Below are 21,031 nucleotides of genomic sequence, written 5' to 3'. Positions count from 1 at the left end.
GCTTGCGCTTGTCTGGTAAGCGCGGTAGGCCGATGGGGCTTATGAAATCAGGGGTGCGCGAGCGAGCGCCGCTACAGCCCGTTTTTGCTGTGCGAGCGCAGGAACAGGCGCGAGACGGCCTGTGCAGTCTGGGCGCGCGCTTCGGCATCGCCCGCGCGCAGCTCGGCCATGGTGCCGTGCAGCATCTTTTGCGTGAGGCCGCGCGACAGCGCCTCAAGCACGGTCTCGATGTCCTCGCCCTTGGCCAGGCGCTTCTTGGCGCGGGCGATCTCCAGGGCGCGCCATTCGTCAGCCTGGGAGTTGAGTTGCTGGATCAGCGGCACCACGCCGCCGTTCTGCGCGGCGGGGCTGCGCAGCTCCATCCAGTGCACGAAGCTCTGCACGCCCGCGTCGATGATGGCCTCGGCCTGCGCCACGGCGGCCTGGCGATGCGCCTGTGCCGTCTGTACCACGCTGGCCAGGTCGTCCACGGTGTACAGGTACACGTCTTCGAGCTGCTTGACCTCGGGCTCGATGTCGCGCGGCACGGCCAGGTCCACCATGAAGATGGGGCGGTGGCGGCGCTTTTTCAGCGCGCGCTCCACGGCGCCCAGGCCAATGATGGGCAGCGTGCTCGCGGTGCAGCTGATGACCGCGTCGAACTCGTGCAGGTGGTCGGGCAGGTCGGCCAGGCGCATGACCTCGCCGCCAAAGCGCGTGGCGAGCTTTTCTCCGCGCTCCAGCGTGCGGTTGGCGATCGTGATCTGCTGGGGCGTCTTGGCCGCGAAGTGCGTGGTGCACAGCTCGATCATCTCGCCCGCGCCCACGAACAGCACGCGGATCTTCGTCAGGTCTTCGAACAACTGGCCGGCCAGCCGCACGGCCGCGGCGGCCATGCTGATGCTGTGTGCGCCGATGTCGGTGCTGGTACGCACCTCCTTGGCCACGGCAAAGCTGCGCTGAAAGAGCTGGTTGAGCGTGGTGCCGAGCGCTCCTGCGCCTTCAGCGGCGCGCACGGCGTCCTTCATCTGGCCGAGGATCTGGGCCTCGCCCAGCACCATGGAATCAAGCCCGCTGGCCACGCGGAAGGCGTGGCGGGCGACGAGGCTGTTTTCCAGGCTGTAGGAGTGCGAACGCAGCAGCGCGGGGCTCACGCCGCCGCTGTGGGCCAGCCAGTCCAGCGTGTGGTCCAGCGCCGGGGCCTCGGCTGCGCAGTAGATCTCGGTGCGGTTGCAGGTGGAGATGATGGCCGTCTCCACGCCCGGGTGGCGGCCCGAGGCGCTGGACAGCGAATCGCGCAGCCCGTGCAGCGTGGGTGCGATCTGGTCCAGGGCGAACGCGAACCGGCCCCGCAGATCGAGCGGAGCGGTGTGGTGGTTGATGCCGAGGGCCCAGACTGCCATGGGGTGGGATTATAAAATCCGCCGCGCACTCAGGCAGGCCACCGCGCCAATGGCTTGATCTGCATCATGACTCCATGGACCTGCTGCTCGCCCTCAACCATCTGCTGAACTTCACCGCACCGGCGCTGGCGGTCGCCGTGCTGCTGGTGGCATGCAGCCACGTCTTTATGCGAAAACTGGCCAGAGCGCACGGCTGGATTGCGCCAATAGCTATCAACTTTGTAGTGGGGTGTTGCGTCCTCGTGGCGGGGTTGGTGCTGCTGGGGCGCGACGGCCGCATGGCCACCTACGCCGGCTTGGCGGCGGCCTGCGCCACCAGTCAGTGGTTGCTGCTGCGCGCCTGGCGCGGCTGATTCAACCCCCGCCCTGTCCGCACGCCTGCGCCAGCAGCCAGCCGCGCAGGTCGTCCAGGGCCGGATTGGGCGCGCGCCCCGTCGGAATGCACAGGTGGTAGCCGCGGTCCAGCAGCACGGGGTGGTCGATGGCGATGGCGATGCGCCCGGCGGCCAGCTCCGGCTCCACCAGCGCGCGCTGCACCACCGCCACGCCCAGGCCGGCGATCACCGCCTGCACCAGCAGCGACACCAACTCGAAGTCCGCCGCCGGCGTGAGCGGCCCGTGGACACAGCCCACACCGGCGAACCAGTGCGCCCAGTTGTCCGGGTAATTCGTGTGGAACAGCAGCGGCCGCGCGAGCAGGTCGGCCGGTGCGCAGATGGCCTGGGGCCCCTGCAGATCGGCCGGGCGGCAGATGGGTACCAGCTCGCGCCCCACCAGGTAGTCGGCCGCGATGCCCGCAGGCCAGTCGGCGCGGCCCACACGGATCCAGGCATCGATCTCGGGCGCGCTCAGAGGGTCGTCGCGCCGGTAGGGTGCGAACGACAGTGCGATGCCGGGGTGGCGCGCGTGGAAATCGGGCAGACGCGGGATCAGCCAGTGGCTGAACAGCGTGGGCGCCACCGACAGGCGCAACTGGCGCGGGTTGCGCCGCGTGCGCACGGCCAGCGTGGCGGATTCGATGGTGGCGATCGACGGGCCCACGGCCTGCAGGTAGTCGGCCCCCGCGCGCGTGAGCACGCTGCGCCGGCCCTCGCGCGCGAACAGCGCCACGCCCAGGTGCTCCTCCAACCGGGCGATGGCGCGGCTGATGGCACCCTGGGTCACGCTGAGTTCGTCGGCCGCCTGCGAGAAGCTGCCCAGCCGCGCCGCGACGGCAAAGGCGTGCAGTTCGGGCAGCGACGGCGAGTGGATGCGCATGGGCGGTCGATTGATGAGTGTTGGTAATGGATTGCCGCCATTTTGTCGCTTTTCGTCAACGCGGGAGCGCTCAAGAATGGGGCTGCCCCCATTCATTCAAATACCGAGGAGATCCCCATGGCACTGCGCCGTACCCTGCTGTCCACCCTGGCCGCCTGCGCCGCCGCTGCGGCCTTCGCACCCCTGGCGCACGCCCAGGCGGGCGACTACCCCAACCGCCCCATCAAGCTGATCGTGCCGTTCGCGCCCGGCGGCTCCACCGACATGGTGGCCCGCCTGCTGGCCGACAAGATGGGCCCCATCCTGGGCAAGGCCGTGGTGGTGGACAACAAGGGCGGAGCCGGCGGCTCCATCGGCGCCGACGCCATCGCCAAGGCGGCACCGGACGGCTACACCATCGGCATGGCCACGGTGAGCACCCACGGCGCCAACCCCGCCATCTACGCCAAGCTGCCGTATGACGCGGTGAAGGACTTCGCCCCCATCACCAACGTGATGAGCGTGCCCAGCGTCTTCGTGGTGCACCCCAGCGTGCCCGCCAAGACCATGCAGGAGTTCGTGGCGCTGGCCAAGGCCAACCCCGGCAAGTACACCTTTGCCTCGCCAGGCACGGGCTCGCTGGGGCATGCCAACATCGAGAACTTCATGAACCTGGCGGGCATCGACCTGCTGCACATCCCCTACAAGGGCGCGGGCCAGGCCGCGACCGATGCACTGGCCGGCCAGGTCAACGCGATGACGGACAACCTACCCTCCACGCTGGCCAACATCCAGTCGGGCAAGCTGCGCCCGCTGGCCGTGCTGGCCCTGAAGCGCAGCCCCGTGCTGCCCGACGTGCCCACCTACACCGAGCTGGGCTACGCCGGCATGGGTGACGGCGGGTGGTTCGGCCTGGTGGCGCCCGCGGGCACGCCCAAGGAGATCATCGCCAAGCTGAACGCCGCCGCGCACAAGGCCATGGCCATGCCCGACTACCTGGAGAAGCAAAAGAGCATCTCCGGCGAATCCATGGCCAACACGCCCGCGCAGTTTGCCAAGCAGATCGACGCCGCCATCGCGCGCTACACGGCCGTGGCCAAGCGCGCCAACATCAAGCTGGACTGATGGTGCGCCTTTGACAGCGTTGCATGACGACCTGAGCCCCAGGCCGGACACCCCGGTCGAGGTCTGGCAACCCACGGGGCAGCCGCTGCCGCTGGTGTGCGACTCGCCCCACAGCGGCACGGCCTACCCCGACGATTTCGGCCACGCCGTGCCGCTGGCGCTGCTGCGCCGCGGCGAGGACACGCACGTGCACCGCCTCTGGCATACCGCGCCCGCGCACGGTGCCACGCTGATCGCCGCGACCTTCCCGCGCACCTACATCGACGTGAACCGTGCCGACAACGACCTGGATCCCGCGCAGATCGACGGCGCGTGGCCCGTGCCGCTCGCCCCCGGCCCCAAGACGCGCCAGGGCCTGGGCCTGGTCTGGCAGCAGATCAGCAAGGACGGCGTGGCCACGCCGCTGTATGCGCGTGCGCGCACGGTGGCCGAGGTGCAGCGGCGCATCGAGGGCTACTGGCGTCCCTACCATGCGCAGCTGCAGCAGGCGATCGACGCGAGCGTGCAGCGCTTTGGCCGCGTGTGGCACCTGAATTTGCATTCGATGCCCAATGACGTGTACCGGCGCCTGGGCCGCACGGACGCGCCGCCGCTGGCCGACTTCGTGCTGGGCGACCGCGACGGCACCACCTGCGCGCCCGAGTTCGTGCACCTGATCGCCGAGCAGCTGCGCGGCTTTGGCTACAGCGTGGCGCTGAACGAGCCCTACAAGGGCGTGGAGCTGATCGGCCGCATCGGCCAGCCGCACCTGGGGCGCCACAGCCTGCAGATCGAGATCCGCCGCCCGGTGTACATGGACGAGGACACGCGTGCGCCCAACGCCGGCTTTGCACCGCTTCAGCAGCACCTGGACCAGTTGCTGGGAGTGGTGGCGGGCTATGTGCGGTCGCAGCTGTCGGTTTGAAGCAAAATTGGCCTGTAGCGCTTGTCTGATAAGCGCTAGCAGCTATTGAAACAGGAGCGAATCGGGCGCCGTTCAGACGCGCTCCGACAGCGGCGGCGCTTCCTGGGCGGCGTCGCGCGGCGCCTGCGCCACCGAGGTGGTGGCTGGAGGCGATAGCGATAGGCCCGCGTCGCGCAGCGCCTCCAGGATGGCGAACAGCACGTCGCTGCGCACGCCTCCCGCGTTGCGCGGGCTGCTCACGTAGCCGATCGCCAGGAAGGTGAGCGTGCCGCTCTGGATGCCTTCCAGCGTCACCGATGGCGCGGGGCTCTCCAGGATGTCCTCGTGCGCATGAAAGGCCTGCAGGATCAGCTCGCGCATGCGCCGCGCGTCGGTGTCCAGCGGTGCGGGCAGGCGCAGCAGCACCCGGCCCTGGGCGCTGCCCAGCGTCATGTTGCGCACGGTCTTGGTGATGAATTCCGAGTTGGGCACGATCACCGTGGAGCGGTCGCCCAGCTGGATCTCGGTGGCGCGCACGTTCACGCGGCGCACGTCGCCCTCGGTGTCGCCCAGCACCACCCAGTCGCCCACCTTCACCGGCCGCTCGGCCAGCAGGATCAGGCCCGAGATGAAGTTCTGCACGATGGCCTGCAGGCCGAAGCCGATCCCCACCGACAGCGCGCTCGCCACCCAGGCGATGCGCTCCACGCTGATGCCCAGGCCCGCCAGCGCCACGGCGATCACCACCACGCCGCCCACGTAGCCCAGCAGCGTGACGATGGAGCTGCGCATGCCCGGCTCCAGCGATGTGTGGGGGAAGTAGCGGTCGCTGAGCCAGCGCTTGACGATGCGTATCGCCAGGAAGCCCGCGCAGATCACCGCCAGCGCCGTGAGCAGTGCCTGGGGCGCCAGCGTGAAGTCGCCGATCTGCAGGCTGTGGTCCAGCTTGCTGCCGCGGCGGAACAGCTCGTCCGGGTTGGTGCCCAGCGGCGCCATCAGCGCGATCGCCATGTAGAAGAACAGCGCCACACGCAGCACGCCGGCCAGCAGCACCGCGGCCTGGTCCAGCAACTGGGCGTCGATGGCCAGCGCGGCGTGGATGCGCGCGCCCAGGCCGCCGTGGGAGGAGAGCAACGCGTCGCACAGGTCGTCCACCAACTGCATCAGCAGATAGGTGGTGGCAAACACCACGCCCGACCACACCATCTGCCGCGCCAGCGTGCCGCCCAGCGCCACGAAGCCCAGCAGCACGGCCAGCGCGGCCGCGGCCGCGGCAAGGCCCGCGCTGGCCAGGATCAACCCCACCCAGAGGGGGCGGCCCGCCTTCTCCGCGGGCGCCGCGTCGGTGGCGCTATCGGCCGCGTCCGCTGCCTGGGGCGTTGCCCGCAGCCGGCCCAGCGCGACGGCCACCGTCACCGACAGCAACACCGCGGACACGGCGTGCACCAGCACTTCGGCCGCCAGGCTGGCGCCCACGATGGCGTTGACCTGTGTGGCCAGCCCGCCCAGCGCCGACAGTGCCCCGATCCACCACGGGAAGGGGCTGAGCCGGCGGGCGAGCGCGTCGGAGATGGGCAGCAGCCGCCAGGAACTGCGCCGGCGCGACAGCAGTGCGTGCCCCAGCGTGATAACGAAGGTGGCGTAGGCCGCGGCACGCAGGCTGGCCTGCTGCACGGCGCGCACGTCCTCGTCCAGCACGCCGCCGAGCTTGACCCCGCTCCACGCGAGTTGCAGCGCAGCGCTGACGATCAGCACGTTCGCCACCACCGCCGCCGCCGCCAGCAGCGTGCGCCGCAGCCGGGTGGCCGGCAGCCGCGCGGGCAGCGCGCGCACCAGCACACGCTCCGCCAGCCAGGTGCCCCCCACGGCGAGGGCGACGGCCAGGGCCAGGTAACCCAGGAAGGTGCCGCGGCGCGGCGAGTCCAGCGTGGCCTGCACGGCGCGGCGCAGGTTGGCGCCCAGCGCCTGCAGCCGCGCACTGTCGCCGGGCGCGGCGTAGCGCAGGCTGCGCCAGAAGGCGGGGGCCAGTGGCGAATCGACGCGCGTTGTGAGGGCCGCCTGGAATAGCGCTCGCCGCTGGCGCCCGATCTCCGCGCTGCGCTGCTCGGCATCCACGGCCACCAGGCGGGCGAGCTTGAGTTCCGCATCGATCACGCCGCGCTGCTTGTTCAGCGCGGTGCGCTGCTCGGCCACGTCGGGCGCATCCGCGGGTGCGCCCTTTTCGGGCGTGGGGCCCAGGCCTTCCAGGCGGCGGTCCAGGTCCGCCAGGTCTCTGGTGCGCTGGGCGACCACGCGCTCGGCCACGGTGCCGATGGCGGCCAGCTCGGTCAGCAGCTTGCGGCCGTCGTCCTCCTCGCCGAGCTTTGCGGGAATGGCGTCGAGCTGCTTGCGCAGTTCATCCACCGAGGGCAGGGGGGCGTTGTCCTCACCCAGCGTGTCCACCGCGCTGGCCGCGGCGGAGGCGGGGGCCGCAGCGGGCCGGGTCTGGGCAAGGGCGGGCGTGCCGCCCAGCCACAGGCAGCAGGCCAGTACCAACCACTGCCAAAGGTGGCGTGCGCTCTGCGGGGGGAGACGGCGGCGCAGCGGGCGCGCGCCGGTGCGGGAAAGGCGATGCATGCGCGCATTGTCCGCTGCCGAGCGGCCCCGGCCTTGCCAGACGGCAGCGCGAGCGGCGTGCCCGGCACCGCCCGCCGGCGTGGACGGGTGGCGCCGCGTCAGGCCCCGGCGGGGCTGAACAGGTCCACGCGGTCGGTGATGATGCCGTCGGTGTGCAGCGCCAGCAGCCGCTGGGCGGCCCAGTCGTCGTTCACGGTGTAGCTCAGGGCGCGCATGCCGGCCAGGTGCACTTCGGCCACGGTGGCGGCGCTCCACAGCGCATGGTTGCAGACCACGGCCACGCAGCCCCACTGGCGCGCGGTGTCCAGCCAGCCGTCATGCAGTTGGTCCAGCAGCAGGCCGCGGGGCAGATGCGGCGCGGTCTCGCGCGCGCCGGCCAGCGCCTGCGGTTTGAACGAGGTGAGCAGCGGTGGCACGCTCTGGCCGTGCCACAGGCGTGCCGCCAGCGCGGCCACGGCGCGGCCGGTTTCGGCTTCGGTACCGGGCGTGGGCTTGATCTCGATGTTGAGGAAGTGGCCGTTGGCGATGCACCAGCGCGCCAGGTGCTCCAGCGTGGGCAGCGGCTCGCCCGCGTACGTGCGCGAATGCCAGGCACCGGCGTCCAGCTGGGCCAGCGTGCCCCAGGGCTGATCGCCTGCGGTGCCGTGGCCGTTGGTGGTGCGCTCCAGCGTGGCGTCGTGCAGCAGGAAGGCCACGCCGTCGCTGCTTAGCTTGGCGTCGCACTCGAACATGCGGTAGCCGTGCTGCGCGCCCAGGCGGAAGGCGGCCAGCGTGTTCTCGGGCGCCAGCTTGCCGGCGCCGCGGTGGGCGATCCAGCGGGGGTAGGGCCAGGCGGAAGGTGTCGTCATGCGCGGTGCTCCAGGCGGTCGGGTGCTACAGGCGCTTGCCGGTGCCGGCATCGAAGGTGTGCAGGCGGTGGGCGCGCGGCGTGACGTGGATGGTGTCGCCCGGCTGTGGCGCGGGGGCGCCTTCCTCGATGCGCACGATGAGCTGCTCGTCGCCCACGCGGCCATACACCAGGCGCTCGGCGCCCAGCAGCTCCACCGTCTCTACCTGCACGGCCCAGCCGCCGTCGGCGGTGATGTCCAGGTGCTCGGGGCGGATGCCCAGCGTGGTGCCGGGCTGGGCGCCCGGCGCGTGGTTGAGCAGGTTCATCGGCGGCGAGCCGATGAAGCTGGCCACGAAGGTGGAGGCCGGTGTGTGGTAGACCTCCTCGGGCGTGCCGAACTGCTCCATGTTGCCGGCGTTCATGACGATCATGCGCTGCGCGAGCGTCATGGCCTCCACCTGGTCGTGGGTCACGAACAGGCTGGTGATGCCCAGTTCGCGGTGCAGCTTCTGGATTTCGATACGGGTCTGCGCGCGCAGCTTGGCGTCCAGGTTGGACAGCGGCTCGTCGAACAGGAATACCTGGGGCTGGCGCACGATGGCGCGGCCCATGGCCACGCGCTGGCGCTGGCCGCCCGAGAGCTGGCGCGGCTTGCGCTCCAGCAGGTGGCCCAGTTCGAGGATCTTGGCGGCCTTGTCCACGCGCGCCTTGATCTCGTCCTTGGCCACCTTGGCGATCTTCAGGCCGTAGGCCATGTTGTCGAACACGCTCATGTGCGGGTACAGGGCGTAGTTCTGGAACACCATGGCGATGTCGCGCCTGGCGGGCTCCAGGTTGTTGACCACGCGCTCGCCGATGGCGATGGTGCCGCCGGTGATTTCCTCCAGGCCGGCCACCATGCGCAGCAGGGTGGATTTGCCGCAGCCCGAGGGGCCGACGATGACGATGAACTCGCCGTCCCGGATCTCGGCGTTGACGCCGTGGATCACGGGCACGATCTGCTTGCCGCTGCCGTAGTGCTTGACGACGTTGGTGAGGGTAAGGGATGCCATATGTGCTATTTAATCAATAGCTGTTTGCGCTTGAAGGGTGGGCGCTACAGCCGGTTTGGATGTTTATTTCTCGGTGTCGACCAGGCCCTTGACGAACCACTTCTGCATCAGGATCACCACGGCCGTGGGCGGCAGCATGGCGACGATGGCGGTGGCCATCACGATGTTCCAGTCCACGGCGGCCTCGCCGCCGGCCAGCATGCGCTTGATGCCGATCACCACCGGGTACATGTCTTCGGAGGTGGTCATCAGCAGCGGCCACAGGTACTGGTTCCAGCCGTAGATGAACTGGATCACGAACAGCGCCGCGATCGAGGTGCGCGACAGCGGCACCAGCACGTCCTTGAAAAAACGCATGGGCCGGGCGCCGTCGATGCGCGCGGCCTCCACCAGCTCGTCGGGCACCGTCAGGAAGAACTGGCGGAACAGGAACGTGGCGGTGGCCGAGGCGATCAGCGGCAGCGTGAGGCCGGCGTAGCTGTTGAGCAGGCCCAGGTCTGCCACCACCTTGTAGGTGGGCAGGATGCGCACTTCCACCGGCAGCATCAGCGTCACGAAGATGGCCCAGAAGCACAGCATCTTGAACGGGAAGCGGAAGTACACGATGGCGAACGCCGACAGCAGCGAGATGGCGATCTTGCCCACGGTGATGACCATGGCCACCACGAAGCTCACCCACATCATGTGCACCACGTTGGTGTTGGAGCCCAGCTTGCCCGAGCCGAACAGCGCGGCCTGGTAGTTCTCCCACAGGTGGCTGCCCGGCAGCAGCGGCATGGGCGACTGCACGATGGCATCCGCCGTGTGGGTGGAGGCCACCAGCGCCAGGTACAGCGGGAAGGCCACGATGGCCACGCCGAGGACCAGCACGGCGTGCGAAATGAAATTGAGCCAGGGGTTACGGTCGATCATGGTCAGTACTGCACTTTCTTCTCGACGTAGCGGAACTGCACCACGGTGAGCGCGATGACGATCAGCATCAGGATCACGGACTGCGCCGCCGAGCCGCCGAGGTCCAGCGCCTTGAAACCGTCCTGGTACACCTTGTAGACGAGGATGGACGTGGACTGCCCCGGCCCGCCCTGCGTGGCCGCGTCGATGATGCCGAAGGTGTCAAAGAAGGCGTACACGATGTTGATCACCAGCAGGAAGAACGTGGTGGGCGACAAGAGCGGCAGCTGGATGTTCCAGAAGCGCCGCCATGCACCCGCGCCGTCGATGGAGGCCGCCTCGATCAGCGCCTTCGGAATCGACTGCAGGCCCGCCAGGAAGAACAGGAAGTTGTAGGAGATCTGCTTCCACACCGAGGCGATGACGATCAGCGTCATGGCCTGGTTGTCGTTCATCATGTGGTTCCAGCCGTAGCCCAGCTCACCCAGGTAGTAGGTCACCACGCCGATGGAGGGCGAGAACAAGAACACCCACAGCACGCCCGCGATCACCGGGGCCACGGCATAGGGCACGATGAGCAGGGTCTTGTAGACCATGGCAAAGCGCACGATGCGGTCCGCGAAGATGGCCAACGCCAGCGACACCACGATGCCGATGCCCGCCACCAGCACCGAGAACAACGCCGTGCGCTGGAAGGATTCCAGATAGGACGGATCGTCGATAAGCTGCTTGAAATTGTCCAGCCCCACCCACTCGGTGCTCATGCCAAACGCGTCTTCCATCTGGAAGGACTGCAGGATGGCCTGGCCCGCGGGCAGGAAGAAGAAGATGCCGATGATGAGCAACTGCGGGGCGATCAACACCCAGGGCAGCCACGCCGAGCGGAAAAGTACGCGTTTTTCCATGACGTTCACAAACGAGAAAACCGCTGGCGCAAGGCTGCACCAGCGGGAAAAGGAAAAGCGGCCCCCAGGCAGGGGCCGCTGACCGAAGGGGCGTTCATGGGAACGCCTCGCCCGTCACGGATGACAGGGCTTACTTCTTGTACGAGCGCTCGAAGCGCGCCAGCAGTTCGTTGCCGCGGCTCACGATGGAGTCCAGGGCTTCCTTGGCCGTCTTTTTGCCGGCCCACACCTGTTCGAGTTCTTCGTCCTCAATGGTGCGGATCTGCACATAGTTGCCCAGGCGGATGCCGCGCGAGTTGTCGGTCACCTTGCGCACCATCTGGTTCACGGCCGTGTCGGTGCCGGGGTGCTTGGCGTAGAAACCGGACTTGTCGGTCAGCTCATACGCGCCCATGGTGATGGGCAGGTAGCCCGTGCGCTGGTGGCTGGCGGCCTGCACCTTGGTGTCGGACAGGAACTCGAAGAACTTGGCCACGCCCTTGTATTCGGCGGGCTTCTTGCCGGCCATGACCCACAGCGATGCGCCGCCGATCACGGTGTTTTGCGGTGCACCCTTCACGTCGGGGTAGTAGGGCAGGGGCGCCAGGCCGTAGGCGAACTTGGCGTTCTTGGCCACGTCGCCGTAGAAGCCCGACGACGTCTGGATCATGGCGCACTCACCCGAGGTGAACGACGCCTGGGCCGCCGAGCCGCGGCCCTTGTAGACGAACTCGCCCGCCTTGGCGGCCTGCGACAGGTTGTCGATGTGGCGCACGTGCAGCGGCGAATTGATCTTCATGCGGGCCTTGTAGCCGTTGGGCGACAGGCCGTTCTTCTCGGTGGCGAACTCCACGTTGTGCCAGGCGGAGAACGATTCGAGCTGCGTCCAGCCCATCCAGGCCAGCGTCATGGGGCAGCTGTGGCCGCTGGCCTTGAGCTTCTTGGCAGCCTCGAACACTTCGGGCCAGGTGGCGGGAGCCTTGTCGGGGTTCAGGCCGGCCTTCTTGAAGGCGTCCTTGTTGTAATAAAAGATGGTTGTGGAGCTGTTGAACGGGAAGCTCAGCATCTGGCCGTTGGGGTCGGTGTAGTACGCAGCCACGGCGGGGATGTACGCGCTCGGGTCGAAGGCAGCGCCCGCGTCCTTCATCACCTTGCCCACGGGTACCGTGGCGCCCTTGCTGGCCATCATCGTGGCCGTACCCACCTCGAACACCTGCAGGACGTGCGGTGCATTGCCCGAGCGGAACGCGGCGATCGCGGCCGTCATGCTTTCGTCATACGACCCCTTGAAGGTAGGGATGACCTTGTACTCCTTCTGGCCCTCGTTGAACTGCTTGGCCAGGTCATTGACCCACTCGTTGTTGACAGCCGTCATGGAGTGCCACCACTGGATCTCTGTTTGAGCTTGTGCGGCCAGGCTGGTGGCGGCCACTGCGGCGGCCAGCGCCAAGTGTTTGATCTGCATGAATACTCCTCGTTGATAGACGATAGGCAGGAAAGCGGCGATGGTGGTCGCGTTCCGTGACAGGAATGTGTCGTTCTCGCACACTGCAAAAAGCGCAGCAACGGGGTAAACCCCGCGGCGCTTGGGTGACGAATTGTGTCACTGGCATGACGGTGTTGTGACAAACATCCGGCCGCGGCGGGGGCATGCATGGGCCGCCGCGGGCTATCGCATGGATGCCGACAGGGATTTGTGCATTGCACAATGATCCCCTCTCCTGTCCAGCGGCGCGCGCCGCCTGGGTGTTTTCATCTCTTCTCAATTTGCACGCCATGGCCAAGACTTCCCTGGATAAAAGCAAGATCAAGTTCCTGTTGCTGGAGGGCATCCATCCCTCTGCGGTGGAAGTGTTGCGGTCCGCGGGGTATACGCAGGTCGAGGTGCTGGCCGGGGCGCTGGAGGGCGAGGAGCTGCGCCGCAAGATCGCCGACGTGCACTTCATTGGCATCCGCTCGCGCACGCAGCTCACGGCGGACGTGTTCGCGCATGCGCACAAGCTCGTGGCCGTGGGGTGCTTTTGCATCGGCACCAACCAGGTAGACCTGAACGCTGCGCGCGAGCGCGGCATCGCCGTGTTCAATGCGCCGTATTCCAACACCCGCTCCGTGGCCGAGCTGGTGCTGGCCGAGGCCATCCTGCTGCTGCGCGGCGTGCCCGAGAAGAACGCCGCGGCCCACCGCGGCGGCTGGCTCAAGAGCGCCACGAACGCCTACGAGATCCGCGGCAAGACGCTGGGCATCGTGGGCTACGGCTCCATCGGCACCCAGCTGTCGGTGCTGGCCGAGGCGCTGGGCATGCACGTGATCTTCCACGACGTGGTGCACAAGCTGCCGCTGGGCAATGCGCGCCAGGTGGGTTCGCTGCACGAGCTGCTGGGCCAGGCCGACATCGTGACCCTGCACGTGCCTGAGCTGCCTTCCACCCAGTGGATGATTGGCGCCGCCGAGATCGCGGCCATGAAGCCGGGCGGCATCCTCATCAACGCCTCGCGCGGCACGGTGGTGGAGATCGACCCCCTGGCCCAGGCGCTGAAGGGCGGCAACTTGCTGGGCGCGGCCGTGGACGTGTTCCCGGTGGAGCCCAAGAGCAACAAGGACGAGTTCGTCTCGCCGCTGCGCGGGCTGGACAACGCCCTCCTTACGCCCCACATCGGCGGCTCCACCATGGAGGCGCAGGCCAACATCGGCCTGGAGGTGGCGGAAAAGCTTGTCAGGTACAGCGACAACGGCACCAGCACCTCGTCGGTCAACTTCCCCGAGGTGGCGCTGCCCGAGCATGCCGGCAAGCACCGCCTGCTGCATGTGCACCACAACGTGCCGGGCGTGCTCTCGCAGATCAACAGCATCCTGTCGGACAACCACATCAACATCGCGGCGCAGTACCTGCAGACCAACGAGAAGATCGGCTATGTGGTGATCGACCTCGACGCGCGCTCGTCCGACCTGGCGCTGGAGAAGCTGGCCCAGGTGCCCGGCACCATCCGCAGCCGCGTGCTGTATTAAATAGCTATTGTTTTAATAGCTGCTTGCGCTGAATGGACGGGCGCTGGGGCCTGATTTGGCTCTTGCCCGTCCTTGGCCGCCCCGCGCCAGCGGCGGGGCTCTGCGGGCAGGACAGTGCGGTAACGGGCACTGGCTTAAAATCCCGACCCCGAGGCACGAGGGCGCCCTGCACGCCCAACCCAGGTTGATCCCATGAATGTTCCGATTGCGCTGGCCGCCCTGCAGACGCAAGGCGCCGAGCCTGCCCGTTTGCGCGAAATTCCGTACAACTACACCTCGTTTTCCGACCGGGAAATCGTGATCCGCCTGCTGGGCGCCTCCGCCTGGGATGTGTTGGACCAGTTGCGCCGCGAGCGCCGCACGGGCCGATCCGCCCGCATGCTGTACGAAGTGCTGGGCGACATCTGGGCCGTGCAGCGCAACCCCTACCTGCAAGACGACCTGCTGCACAACCCCGCCCGGCGCAAGCTGCTGGTGGATGCGCTGCAGCACCGCATGGCCGAGATCGAAAAGCGCCGTCTGCCGCAGGAAGACGCCGAGCGCGACCGCCGCGTGGGCGTGCTGGTGGACGCAGCGCGCCGCGCCATCGACGAGTTCGACGCCACGCTGGTCGAGGCCAGCGACCTGCGCAAGAAGGTGGCGCGCCGCCTGGGCCGCCACACCGCCAAGGACAACATCAAGTTCGACGGCCTGTCGCGCGTGTCGCACGTGACCGATGCGACCGACTGGCGCGTGGAATACCCGTTCGTGGTGCTCACGCCCGACACCGAGGCCGAGATGGCCGCGCTGGTCAAGGCCTGCATCGAGCTGGAGCTGACCATCATCCCGCGCGGGGGCGGCACCGGCTACACGGGCGGCGCCATTCCGCTCACCTGGCGCAGCGCCGTCATCAACACCGAAAAGCTCGAGGCCATGACCGAGGTGCAGATGCGCCACCTGCCGGGCCTGGACGCCGAGGTGGCCACCATCTGGACCGAGGCCGGCGTGGTCACCCAGCGCGTGGCCGACGCGGCCGAGGCCGCCGGCTTCGTGTTCGCCGTGGACCCGACCAGCGCCGAGGCTTCGTGCGTCGGCGGCAACATCGCCATGAACGCGGGTGGCAAGAAGGCCGTGCTGTGGGGCACGGCGCTGGACAACCTGGCCAGCTGGCGCATGGTCACGCCTGAAGGGCAGTGGCTGGAGGTCACGCGCGTGGGGCACAACCTGGGCAAGATCCACGACGCAGACGTCGCCAGCTTCGAGCTGCAGTACTTCCAGGCCGACGGCAAGACGCCGATCCGCACCGAGCGCCTGGACATCCCCGGCAAGACCTTCCGCAAGGAGGGCCTGGGCAAGGACGTGACGGACAAGTTCCTCAGCGGCCTGCCCGGTGTGCAAAAGGAAGGCACCGACGGCCTGATCACCAGCGCGCGCTGGATCGTGCACCGTATGCCCGAGCACACGCGCACCGTGTGCCTGGAGTTCTTTGGCAACGCCAAGGACGCCGTGCCCAGCATCGTGGAGATCAAGGACTTCATGTTCGCCGAGCAAAAGCGCAGCGGCGTGCTGCTGGCGGGCCTGGAGCACCTGGACGACCGCTACCTGCGCGCCGTGGGCTACACCACCAAGTCCAAGCGCGGCGGACTGCCCAAGATGCTGCTGGTGGGCGACATCGTGGGCGACGACCCCGACGCCGTGGCCCGCGCCACCGCCGAGGTGGTGCGCATCGCCAACAGCCGCAGCGGCGAGGGCTTCACGGCGGTGAGCGCCGAGGCCCGCAAGAAGTTCTGGGCCGACCGCAAGAAGACGGCCGCCATCAGCCGCCACACCAACGCCTTCAAGATCAACGAAGACGTGGTGATCCCGCTGCCGCGCATGGCCGAGTACACCGACGGCATCGAGCGCATCAACATCGAACTCAGCCTGCGCAACAAGATCGAGCTGGCCGACGCGCTGGAGGAGTTCCTCGCGCGCGGCAACCTGCCGCTGGGCAAGCCCGAGGCAGGCGGCGAGCCGCCTTCGCCCGAGCTGCTGGAGGAAAAGCTGGCCCTGGCCCTGGCCCTGGTGCGCGAGACGCGCGCGCTCTGGCAGGACTGGCTGCAGCGCGTGGAAGAACTGTTCCCCCAGCTGCAGGACCACCGCCTGCGGGCCAGCTGGAAGACGCAGATCCGCGATCCGCTGCGCAACATCTTCACCGGCAGCGACTTCGAGCCGCTGATGCAGGCGCTGGGCGACGTGCAAAAGCGCGTGCTCAAGGGCCGGGTGTGGGTGGCGCTGCACATGCACGCCGGCGACGGCAACGTGCACACCAACATCCCCGTGCACAGCGACAACTACGCCATGCTGCAGACCGCACACGAGGCGGTGGCGCGCATCATGGTGCTGGCGCGCAGCCTGGGTGGCGTGATCTCGGGCGAGCACGGCATCGGCATCACCAAGCTGGAGTTTTTGACCGACGAGGAACTGGCGCCGTTCGCCGAGTACAAGCGCAAGGTGGACCCGCAAGGCCGCTTCAACCGCGGCAAGCTGCTACGCAATCAGGAGCTGCTCGCGCAGGACGGGCAAGCACTGCAGGCCCATTTGGCGCACAAAGGCTCGCGCACCTCGCTGATGTTCGCGGACCTGACCAATGCCTACACGCCCAGCTTCGGGCTGATGGGGCACGAGTCGCTGATCATGCAGCAGAGCGACATCGGCGACATCGTTGCCAGCGTGAAGGACTGCCTGCGCTGCGGCAAGTGCAAGCCCGTGTGCTCCACCCACGTGCCGCGCGCCAACCTGCTGTACAGCCCGCGCAACAAGATCCTGGCCACCTCGCTGCTGGCCGAAGCGTTCCTCTACGAGGAGCAGACGCGCCGCGGCGTCAGCATCCAGCACTGGCAGGAGTTCGAGGACGTGGCCGACCACTGCACCGTGTGCCACAAGTGCTACTCGCCGTGCCCGGTCAAGATCGACTTCGGCGACGTGACCATGAACATGCGCAACCTGCTGCGCAAGATGGGCAAGAAAAGCTTCCGCCCCGGCAACAAGATGGCCATGGCGATGCTCAACGCCACCAACCCCGACACCATCAAGCTGCTGCGCGCGGGCATGGTCAACGTAGGCTTCAAGGCCCAGCGCATGGCCGTGGACGTGCTGCGAAGCGTGAGCCGCAAGCAGACCGCGCACCCACCCGCTACCGTGGGCACGGCGCCGGTCAAGGAGCAAGTGATCCACTTCGTGAACAAGAAGCTGCCCGGCGGCCTGCCCACCAAGACGGCGCGCGCGCTGCTGGACATCGAGGACAAGGACTACGTGCCCATCATCCGCAACCCGGCCGCCACGTCGGCCGACACGGAGGCGGTGTTCTACTTCCCCGGCTGCGGCTCCGAGCGCCTGTTCAGCCAAGTGGGACTGGCCACGCAGGCCATGCTCTGGCACGCCGGCGTGCAGACCGTGCTGCCGCCGGGCTACCTGTGCTGCGGCTATCCGCAGCGCGGCAGCGGCCAGTTCGACAAGGCCGAGAAGATGATCACCGACAACCGGGTGCTGTTCCACCGCGTGGCCACCACGCTGAACTACCTGGACATCAAGACCGTGGTGGTCTCGTGCGGCACCTGCTACGACCAGCTGCAGGGCTACCAGTTCGACAAGATCTTCCCCGGCAGCCGCATCATCGACATCCACGAATACCTGCTGGAAAAGGGCATCACCCTGCCCGCGGGGCAGGGCGGCTACCTGTACCACGAGCCCTGCCACAACCCGATGAAGCAGGGCGACTCGATGAAGACCGTGCGCGCCCTGGTGGGCGACAAGGTGCTCAGGAGCGACCGCTGCTGCGGCGAGTCGGGCACGCTCGGCGTGACGCGCCCCGATGTTTCCACCCAGGTGCGCTTTCGCAAGACCGAGGAAATCCGCAAGGGCGAGGCGGCCTTGCGTTCCAGCGGCGCGGTGGGCGCGCAGGACAACATCAAGATCCTGACCAGCTGCCCCAGCTGCCTGCAGGGCATCTCGCGCTACCAGGACGACCTGTCCACCGGCCTGCTGGAAGCCGATTACATCGTCATCGAGATGGCCAAGCAGATCCTGGGCGAGAACTGGCTGCCCGAGTACGTGCAACGCGCCAACGCCGGCGGCATCGAGCGGGTGCTGGTATGAGCCAGGCCGCCATGCCCGGCATGTCCGCGCCTTCCACGGGTGGTGCTGGCGCGTGCCCCCTGTGTGACTCCGACGCGGGTGCGTTGGTCTGGCGCGGCGCCAAGCTGCGCGTGATCCATGCGCAGGAGGCCGGCTTTCCAGCCTTCTACCGCGTGATCTGGGCGGACCATGTGGCGGAGTTCTCGGACCTCTCCCCCGCCGACCGCCAACACTGCATGGAGGCCGTGACGCTGGTAGAGCAGGCGCTGCGCGAGCAACTGGCGCCGGCCAAGATCAACCTGGCCAGCCTGGGCAACGTGGTGCCGCACCTGCACTGGCACGTGATCGCGCGCTACGAGTGGGACAGCCACTTCCCCGCACCCGTCTGGGCGCACCCCCAGCGCGAGTGCGACACCGCGCGCGAGACGCTGGTGGCCGAGCGCTTGCCCGCACTGCACGCGCTGATGCGCGAGCGCCTGGAGCGCTGGGCCGACCTGGGTGAGCAGTGATGCTCATCAATTGATAGCTGCCAGCGCTTTCCCCTTGGGCGCTGGGGGCTGATTTGGCTCGCATCGCGCCGCCTTGGCTCCGGCGGCGGACAATAGCGGCAGGGCGGCGGTGCGCGGTCTCCGCCGCCGGTGTTCATTCCTTTTCATTGCGCAGGTGAAATCCATGGCAGGTCTGACGGCGGGCGCGCCCATGCCCCAATCCATCACGGTGCACGAGCAGTCGCGCGTGCTGGAGGTGACGTTTTCCGACGGCGCACACTTTCGCATCCCGTTCGAGCTGATGCGCGTGTATTCCCCCTCGGCCGAAGTGCAGGGCCATGGGCCGGGCCAGCAGGTGCTGCAGACCGGAAAACGCGACGTCACGTTGACGCGGCTGGAGCCGGTAGGCAACTACGCCGTGCAGCCCGCCTTCTCCGACGGGCACGACAGCGGCATCTTCTCGTGGGACTACCTGTACGAACTGGGCCGTGACGAGCAGGCGCTGTGGGCAGACTATGTCGAGCGGCTGGCCGCCGCCGGCGTGGACCGTGATGCACCCATGGCGCCCAAGGCCGGCGGCCACGGCTGCGGCGGGCATTGAGGCGCAGCACGGCCCGCCCGCGTGGCCGCGCCGCGCCACGCTTTAGCCTAAATAGCGACAGATGACCTAGGCGCATGCGGGGTTGCCGCTGTACGCATGGTCAGTGGGCGCTTAGCATCGTGGTATGAGTACCACGCATTTCGGATTCCAGTCGGTTCAGGAAGAGGACAAGGCGCGCCACGTGCGCGGCGTGTTCGATTCTGTCGCGCCCAAGTACGACCTGATGAACGACCTGATGTCGGCCGGGTTGCACCGCGCCTGGAAGGCCTACACCGTCATGGTGGCCAACCTGCGCGAGGGCGACCAGGTGCTGGACATCGCGGGCGGCACGGGCGACCTGTCGCTGGCCTTTTCCAAGAAAGTGGGCGCCACGGGCCGCGTCGTGCATACCGACATCAATGAGGCCATGCTGCGCGTGGGACGCGACCGGCTGATCAACGAAGGCGTGGTGCTGCCCACGACGGTGTGCGATGCCGAGCACCTGCCGTTTCCTGACAACCACTTCGACCTGGTGAGCGTGGCCTTCGGCCTGCGCAACATGACGCACAAGGACGCTGCGCTGCGCGAGATGTGCCGCGTGCTCAAGCCGCGCGGCCGGCTGCTGGTGCTGGAGTTTTCCCGCGTGGCCAAGCCGCTGGAAAAGGCCTATGACTGGTATTCGTTCCAGGTGTTGCCGCGACTGGGCAAGCTGGTGGCGGGTGACGATTCGAGCTACCGCTACCTGGCCGAGTCCATCCGCATGCACCCGGGCCAGGAAGAGCTCAAATCCCTCATGCAGCAAAGTGGCTTTGGGCATGTGGACTATCACAACATGACTGGCGGCATCGTCGCCTTGCATGTTGGAATCAAGTGCTGAAAGAGTTCATTGAAAACTATCGATATTTCGGAGAAGCCATGATGAAACTGTGGTCAGTGGTCTTGGTCGCCATGTTGGCGGTCGTGCATCTGGATGCGGATGCGCGCCGTCTCGGGGGCGGCAAATCCATCGGCAAGCAGTCCAGCAACGTGACCCAGCGCGACGCTGCGACGCCCCCCGCCGCTCCTGCCGCACCCACGCAGAATGCGGCGGCAGGCACCACTGCGGCCAAGCCCGCCGCGGCGCCCAATACCGCCGCAGCCGCCCCCAGGAAGCCTTGGGGCGCCATGCTGGGCGGCCTGGCCGCGGGCCTGGGCCTGGCCTGGCTGGCCAGCTCGCTGGGCCTGGGCGCAGAGTTCGGCCAGTTCCTGCTGATCGCCCTGCTGGCACTGGTGGTCATGGTGGTGGTCGGCATGGTCATGCGTGCGCGCAAATCCGCGGGCGCACCGGTGAACGCCTCGCCCTTCGCCTTCCAGGGCGCGGGTTCCGCGCCCGCCGCAGATGCGCGCATGCCGCGCCAGTACAGCCCGGACAAGGTGGGTAACGACGCGTCCGCGCGCCCGTGGGAGCGCGGCGGGATGGCCTTCCAGGCGCCGGCCGCTGCCGCTACCGGCGGGATCATCGGCTCGGCGCTGTCGGGTTCGCAGAACTGGGGCGTGCCGGCCGGCTTCGACACCGAAGGCTTCCTGTCGGCCGCCAAGCGCAACTTCACCACGCTGCAGGCCGCATGGGATCGCTCGGACGTCGCCACGCTGCGCTCCATGATGACCGACAGCATGGTTGACGAGATTCGCACGCAGCTCAACGAGCGCGAATCGCACCGCGGCGACCAGCAGCCCAATCAGACCGATGTGATCATGCTCGAGGCGCAACTGCTGGGCATCGAGGACCTGGGCGACGGCTACATGGCCAGCGTGGAGTTCTCCGGCATGATCCGCGAGGAGCCTTCGGCCGGCCCGAGCCCGTTCCGCGAGGTCTGGAACATGACCAAGCCCAAGAACGGCGCCAGCGGCTGGCTGGTTGCGGGCGTGCAGGCGCTGCAGTAAGCATGGCGCCGCTGGAACCGGGCGGCGCACGGCGAAAAAGC

At 67.9% G+C, this 21,031-nt stretch carries 17 protein-coding genes; 9 read left to right on the top strand and 8 right to left on the bottom strand.

Annotated elements, in window-relative coordinates; all coding sequences use genetic code 11:
• Nucleotides 1-71 precede the first annotated feature (71 nt).
• The gene (gene hemA, locus BV908_RS08035) at nt 72-1,382 is read right to left on the bottom strand and encodes a glutamyl-tRNA reductase (RefSeq protein WP_103737789.1); all 1,311 of its coding nucleotides are present in this window, start codon (nt 1,380-1,382) and stop codon (nt 72-74) included.
• Nucleotides 1,383-1,456: 74 nt separating this feature from the next.
• Here hemA and BV908_RS08030 point away from each other — a divergent pair, with 74 nt between their 5' ends.
• Nucleotides 1,457-1,735, top strand: coding sequence for a hypothetical protein (locus tag BV908_RS08030; RefSeq protein ID WP_012655762.1), 279 nt, complete (start codon nt 1,457-1,459; stop codon nt 1,733-1,735).
• 1 nt (nt 1,736) lies between these two features.
• Here the strand turns inward: BV908_RS08030 and BV908_RS08025 are convergent, their stop codons facing one another.
• The gene (locus tag BV908_RS08025; protein ID WP_103737788.1) at nt 1,737-2,639 is read right to left on the bottom strand and encodes a LysR substrate-binding domain-containing protein; all 903 of its coding nucleotides are present in this window, start codon (nt 2,637-2,639) and stop codon (nt 1,737-1,739) included.
• Between the two features lie 117 nt (nt 2,640-2,756).
• On the opposite strand from BV908_RS08025, the gene BV908_RS08020 reads away from it, so the two are divergent.
• Together BV908_RS08020 and BV908_RS08015 are read left to right on the top strand one after the other, a co-directional pair.
• Nucleotides 2,757-3,743 (top strand): tripartite tricarboxylate transporter substrate binding protein BugE, encoded by a 987-nt coding sequence (locus BV908_RS08020; protein WP_012655764.1) that lies wholly within the window; start codon nt 2,757-2,759, stop codon nt 3,741-3,743.
• Nucleotides 3,744-3,753: 10 nt separating this feature from the next.
• Nucleotides 3,754-4,647 carry an N-formylglutamate amidohydrolase gene (locus BV908_RS08015; protein WP_103737787.1) on the top strand — a complete coding sequence of 298 codons (894 nt, stop codon included), beginning with the start codon at nt 3,754-3,756 and terminating at the stop codon, nt 4,645-4,647.
• A 72-nt stretch (nt 4,648-4,719) separates the two neighbouring features.
• Here BV908_RS08015 and BV908_RS08010 read toward each other — a convergent pair whose 3' ends face one another.
• The 6 genes from BV908_RS08010 to ugpB all read right to left on the bottom strand — a co-directional run bounded on the left by BV908_RS08010 (nt 4,720) and on the right by ugpB (nt 12,363).
• Nucleotides 4,720-7,242, bottom strand: coding sequence for a DUF3772 domain-containing protein (locus BV908_RS08010; RefSeq protein ID WP_103737786.1), 2,523 nt, complete (start codon nt 7,240-7,242; stop codon nt 4,720-4,722).
• Between the two features lie 98 nt (nt 7,243-7,340).
• A complete protein-coding gene (gene ugpQ / locus BV908_RS08005; protein ID WP_012655767.1) occupies nt 7,341-8,090 on the bottom strand; it encodes a glycerophosphodiester phosphodiesterase in 750 nt (249 codons plus the stop codon).
• 25 nt (nt 8,091-8,115) lie between these two features.
• Complete coding sequence (locus BV908_RS08000; RefSeq protein WP_012655768.1) at nt 8,116-9,123, bottom strand: sn-glycerol-3-phosphate import ATP-binding protein UgpC; 1,008 nt, start codon at nt 9,121-9,123, stop codon at nt 8,116-8,118.
• Between the two features lie 63 nt (nt 9,124-9,186).
• Nucleotides 9,187-10,035 (bottom strand): sn-glycerol-3-phosphate ABC transporter permease UgpE, encoded by an 849-nt coding sequence (ugpE, locus tag BV908_RS07995; protein WP_103737785.1) that lies wholly within the window; start codon nt 10,033-10,035, stop codon nt 9,187-9,189.
• A 2-nt stretch (nt 10,036-10,037) separates the two neighbouring features.
• Complete coding sequence (gene ugpA / locus BV908_RS07990; protein ID WP_103737784.1) at nt 10,038-10,919, bottom strand: sn-glycerol-3-phosphate ABC transporter permease UgpA; 882 nt, start codon at nt 10,917-10,919, stop codon at nt 10,038-10,040.
• 130 nt (nt 10,920-11,049) lie between these two features.
• Entirely contained in the window at nt 11,050-12,363 is a 1,314-nt protein-coding gene (gene ugpB / locus BV908_RS07985; RefSeq protein WP_103737783.1) for a sn-glycerol-3-phosphate ABC transporter substrate-binding protein UgpB, read from the bottom strand.
• Between the two features lie 311 nt (nt 12,364-12,674).
• On the opposite strand from ugpB, the gene serA reads away from it, so the two are divergent.
• The 6 genes from serA to BV908_RS07955 all read left to right on the top strand — a co-directional run bounded on the left by serA (nt 12,675) and on the right by BV908_RS07955 (nt 20,990).
• On the top strand, nt 12,675-13,904 hold the full coding sequence (gene serA, locus BV908_RS07980; RefSeq protein ID WP_041835901.1) for a phosphoglycerate dehydrogenase: 1,230 nt from the start codon (nt 12,675-12,677) through the stop codon (nt 13,902-13,904).
• Between the two features lie 192 nt (nt 13,905-14,096).
• Nucleotides 14,097-18,020, top strand: a complete 3,924-nt coding sequence (locus BV908_RS07975; RefSeq protein WP_103737782.1) for an FAD/FMN-binding oxidoreductase — start codon at nt 14,097-14,099, stop codon at nt 18,018-18,020.
• Between the two features lie 20 nt (nt 18,021-18,040).
• Nucleotides 18,041-18,508, top strand: coding sequence for an HIT family protein (locus BV908_RS07970; RefSeq protein WP_041836196.1), 468 nt, complete (start codon nt 18,041-18,043; stop codon nt 18,506-18,508).
• Between the two features lie 163 nt (nt 18,509-18,671).
• Nucleotides 18,672-19,088, top strand: coding sequence for a DUF971 domain-containing protein (locus BV908_RS07965; protein ID WP_103737781.1), 417 nt, complete (start codon nt 18,672-18,674; stop codon nt 19,086-19,088).
• A 124-nt stretch (nt 19,089-19,212) separates the two neighbouring features.
• A complete protein-coding gene (ubiE, locus tag BV908_RS07960) occupies nt 19,213-19,944 on the top strand; it encodes a bifunctional demethylmenaquinone methyltransferase/2-methoxy-6-polyprenyl-1,4-benzoquinol methylase UbiE (protein WP_012655775.1) in 732 nt (243 codons plus the stop codon).
• 38 nt (nt 19,945-19,982) lie between these two features.
• Nucleotides 19,983-20,990 carry a Tim44-like domain-containing protein gene (locus BV908_RS07955; protein WP_011804312.1) on the top strand — a complete coding sequence of 336 codons (1,008 nt, stop codon included), beginning with the start codon at nt 19,983-19,985 and terminating at the stop codon, nt 20,988-20,990.
• Nucleotides 20,991-21,031 lie beyond the last annotated feature (41 nt).

The sequence above is a fragment of the Diaphorobacter sp. LR2014-1 genome (assembly GCF_002916785.1).
GTDB classification, from domain to species: domain Bacteria; phylum Pseudomonadota; class Gammaproteobacteria; order Burkholderiales; family Burkholderiaceae_C; genus Diaphorobacter; species Diaphorobacter nitroreducens.
This window is presented reverse-complemented; position numbering and strand designations above follow the sequence as displayed.